General features: G+C 40.9%; 4 protein-coding genes and 1 pseudogene. 1 reads left to right on the forward strand and 4 read right to left on the reverse strand.

Annotation, left to right across the window (positions count from 1 at the left end):
* The 3 genes and pseudogenes from H5300_RS25760 to H5300_RS25770 all read right to left on the reverse strand — a co-directional run.
* Positions 1-438, reverse strand: a pseudogene (locus tag H5300_RS25760) (hypothetical protein); the annotation flags it as partial.
* Positions 439-566: 128 nt separating this feature from the next.
* The gene (locus H5300_RS25765; RefSeq protein WP_182797267.1) at positions 567-1,535 is read right to left on the reverse strand and encodes a tyrosine-type recombinase/integrase; all 969 of its coding nucleotides are present in this window, start codon (positions 1,533-1,535) and stop codon (positions 567-569) included.
* Between the two features lie 58 nt (positions 1,536-1,593).
* Positions 1,594-2,070, reverse strand: coding sequence for a dual specificity protein phosphatase family protein (locus tag H5300_RS25770; RefSeq protein WP_259397953.1), 477 nt, complete (start codon positions 2,068-2,070; stop codon positions 1,594-1,596).
* Positions 2,071-3,507: 1,437 nt separating this feature from the next.
* Here H5300_RS25770 and H5300_RS25775 point away from each other — a divergent pair.
* Complete coding sequence (locus H5300_RS25775; protein ID WP_032073027.1) at positions 3,508-3,834, forward strand: helix-turn-helix transcriptional regulator; 327 nt, start codon at positions 3,508-3,510, stop codon at positions 3,832-3,834.
* Here the strand turns inward: H5300_RS25775 and H5300_RS25780 are convergent.
* Positions 3,803-4,062: LPD1 domain-containing protein (locus H5300_RS25780; RefSeq protein ID WP_220503584.1), on the reverse strand; the 260-nt coding region annotated here is incomplete at its 5' end. The genes H5300_RS25775 and H5300_RS25780 overlap by 32 nt on opposite strands.

A 4,062-nucleotide genomic window follows, 5' to 3' on the forward strand; every position in this document is an offset into this window, starting at 1 on the left:
CGTTGGTGTTACCCAAGACATATCAGGTGTCGCTGATTTACTATCAAACCACGTCGGTTCTAATTCTTCTCGGATAAGCTTTTGGATTTGGTTCTTATTGATAGGAGATAGATGGTCATTCATATCGCCCGTTATTCCCATAGGAATTTCTACTATGCGCCAAGCCAGCGTATCCAATAAGCCTGGAAGCATTAGCTTTGTAGTTAAGTATATGACTGCACCAGCTCCTATCAAAGGAGCAATACCAATAAAGAAAAGCCCGACATTTTGCAACGGTGACAACACGTTCCATTGATGCTCGACGTATCCCAAGCGGCCATGCCCAGCAGTGTATTCAAAAAATTTTATTTTGGTTATTCGGTGCCGAAAAAGGAACGCCGCAATAGCATGACTGAGTTCATGAATAGGCACTCCAATAGCTGCTGTAGCTAAGTACACCCCCCCGGCTGCCTTTATTGCTAAGCGCAATGGGGGTTAACAGCTTTCCAATAAGGTTTTGAATAATGACCACCAGCACAATGGGCAGCAAACCAACTAAAAACCATGTCAGGAATGATACGAGCATGTTAAATTACCAACCTCTTACTTGCATTTCGCATTTGCTCATCTTTGATGCGAATATACCGTTGAGTGGTAGTAACGCTAGCATGTCCCATCATATCCTTTAAGGTCATGATATCAACGCCAGTTTCCAATAAGTCGTTCGCGTAAGTCCGACGCAAGTCATGAGGAGAGCAATGCTCTAACCCAGCTTCCATTCGTCTAGTTCTCAAGATTTCGTAGATTGCCTGATCTGTCATTCGACTGTCTTGTACATCATCATGCCGTCGAATTCTTGGAAAAAGAGGCCCAGGCTGTTCACCTCGAACATCATTAACCCACAATTTTAATCTTCTAAGCGTTCCGTCGGGCATAAAGGCCAATCGTTCTTTATTACCTTTACCCATAACTGTAATTGCTTGTTCTCGCCAATTTATATGGCCTAGATCTAGGGCCACTATTTCACTTCTCCTTAAACCGCAGCCTAAAAGCACCCCAAAAATTGCACTATCTCTAACTCCTTTACATCGTGAGTCTTCATCACACACTTTGAAAAGCTGGGCAACTTCATGACGTTCTAGCGCTCTCCCTTTGGGAATTCTTTCGCCACGCACATTCTTTATTTGCTTGATATGGTGATAACTTTCCATATCAATCTGCTTCATTGTCCATGCTTCAAGAGCGACGCCTTTTAACCCAGCAAGATAGGTGTTAATGGTGTCTGGGGCTCTTCCTGCATCAATCAGCAAGTCAATAATACCCTGGACATGGTGGCGTCTCATTGTCCCCCAGTCACAATGAAACATGCTTTGGTTGCCCGTCATTTTGGCTACATTATTCAGGAAGTAACCCATTTTTTGACGGCTAAGCTTTGAGCGGAGACTAAGTAAATAGGCTGATGCCGCGTTAGTTTTTATACTGCTCTTAATCTGTTCTGCGATGATCAGCTCTCCTTGTTGTTCCGCAGTTATTATGTTGTTAGCGTGATATTCCATGTTGGTTTCTCTTCTTTTCATGCACGTTGTATCGAGAGTAGGGGGCCACATTCACTTATTATTTTTTAAGCCCTAAAGCTACCATCAATAAATCTACGAACTTCTGGGGTATTGTTGGTTGCTTTTCTTCTTTAGGAGCTTTAGCAGCTTGTTCATATTGCTGGATCAAGGGTTCAAACCGTACTGGATTACATAGCAATTTATATACAGTCATATTTGGGCTCTCAATTAGTTTATTGCTTTCAAAACCAAACTGATCCACCAGGTATTTAGCAACAGCTCCGCTGCGTGAACGACCAAAATAGCAGTGAACGTAGATTTTATTCACTCCAGAAGAGATTAGTTGAGATATGAAATTTTTTAGTTTCTCTGCCTGTTCTGAATCAATATAAGAACAATAGCACATTCGAAACTCATCTTTATGGATGTGGATAGCGTCTTCACTATAGCCTCCATCAAAAAAAGAATCTCTGTATATCAGCTCCCAGGAACCGAGTTCAGCTAAAGGTTTTCCCGGATCGGTGATAGAAATCATTGCTACTCAGGGCTATGGGTGAATAGTCTCAGCCTCTCTCTGGCTAACAAAAATAACTTTTCCGTTACACATTGGTTCCTCTTTGAATGTTCTTTTGGGACAATAAAGTGGATTTAGTCTTTGTTTTAGTGGAACGGCTTTGTATCTGGCTGTTTTTTAATTACTTTTACACTTTGTTCGTATGGTGCATTCTTGGTTTTGCTCATTGTTTCACTAGAACAGTCAATATCTGCTTGCGTCTTTGGGGTGGGAATCTAGTAGTTCTTTGGCCTGGCGTTCACCTTCTGCTGTATTAACAGGAAAGGTTGTATAAACACCATAATGGTTCATGTCTACAATATAGTCTCTACAGCATAGAGCCACATTATGAACTTTGCCCTCTGCATCGAGACCACCAAAGGTATGATATGGCTGAGTAAACATTCGCTTGCACTTTGAGCAACGAGCGCTGTTTTTGTTGATCACTCTACTTAGAACTTTTTCAAACTTTGTTTTATTTAGCATATGTCACCTCCAGAACCTAAGCATCTTACGTGACCGCGTAACAAATAAAATCCATAGCTCCTCGTTAACACCGTGCTCAAGAGTGTGTTTTTTCATGTCCTCTTTTAGTTTATAGAACTCCCTTTTAAACAAGACATGCCGTATAAGGGTAACTGCAAAACCAAGAGTTGAAAGTACTGTTGCTACTAGTGCCATTTCAGTTAAATCCACGATTTTCCGCCTCCGTACCTTGTTGTACCGAAATATGAAAATGAAAGTGTGTAGGTAAAATAAAGTTTGCCAACATACAACTCTATGTAGAATAGAGTTCGCCAAAATGGATAACGCCACTGCTAAACCACCCGGTATATCATGGTTTTAGAATAGGACGGCTATCGTTCCTTTTATCCACTCAAAAAGGTGCTTATACGTGACTTTATGCCCCTCGTGCGCGAAAAGTGAGTCGCAAACTATTCGAGCTTTAAATTTTACAAGCTCTACTTTGGAAAAGGTACATTTTCGTAAGTAGAGAATTTAAGGTTAATATTACACCAGTTATTGGCTTGTGGCGACAAAAAAGTCCTCTCTCAGGTTGCATATTTCACCACCAGCCAATCCGGTTGGTTTCGGCTAAAGTCTTGCAAATTATTCCACACGGAATAATTGACCTTTAGGTGTATCATCCTACGGGGTTCTTATGGGTGAAACAGCATGTTCTTGTTAAACAATACAAATTTTGACATTAGCACTGCCGAGGAGATCCCTGAACGCATTCAGTTATTGATTGACTCATCATCTCCGCTAGAGGCAAATCTGATGACAATCGTAACCCAACGGGAAATGTATCTTGCCAACTTTTCTCGGATGAATGATCAAGAGAAATCCAATTTTGTCGCTTCATTGACGCGCATGTTCATGCGTAACTCGTGGACAAGATAATTTTCAAGGTGTTTTGTGAATTTCTATCAGAAAGGAGGAAGTGAATATTTATTTGTCTGTGACCTGTTTAAGGAGCTTCGGAAAAAAAGCAACTTATCTCAGGCTGACGCGGCTAACCATATCGGTGTTAACCAATCTTTCATTTCCAAGTTCGAAAATGGTCATACTGGGATTGACCTATTTGATGCATTAGCTCTCCTTGACTTGTATGGTATCGATCATGTTGATTTTTTCTATATGCTTGATCAGTTTAAAAAAAGGAGATTAGAAAAGGTGCTCTACTCCACTACTTTTTATCAAGAAGCTAAACCTAATTACTCCAAATCCCTTTCATTAGATTAAACATCGAGTAGTTTAAATTCTTGCGTTCATCGCCTTGCGGGTAAGTATGCTTGTCATGATGTTCTTTAGGCACATCTGAAAGTAAAGTGTCCATAACAAGCCAATCACAACTTATTCCTTTGCTTATAAGTGAGTCCTGGACAAAAGCTTCAAAAGCCCTGGCTAGCATCTCGCTTCTTTCTATCCAGTATTTTCGCGCTCCCTTCTGGCCTGCCAGTTTCTGTGATT

It is taken from the genome of Vibrio sp. SG41-7, assembly GCF_014164465.1.
GTDB lineage: Bacteria > Pseudomonadota > Gammaproteobacteria > Enterobacterales > Vibrionaceae > Vibrio > Vibrio splendidus.

Excerpts from the sequence above, each read along its gene's own strand:
- H5300_RS25765 (WP_182797267.1), bottom strand. The coding sequence starts at position 1,535 with ATGGAATATCACGCTAACAACATAATAACTGCGGAACAACAAGGAGAG.
- H5300_RS25770 (WP_259397953.1), bottom strand. The coding sequence starts at position 2,070 with ATGATTTCTATCACCGATCCGGGAAAACCTTTAGCTGAACTCGGTTCC.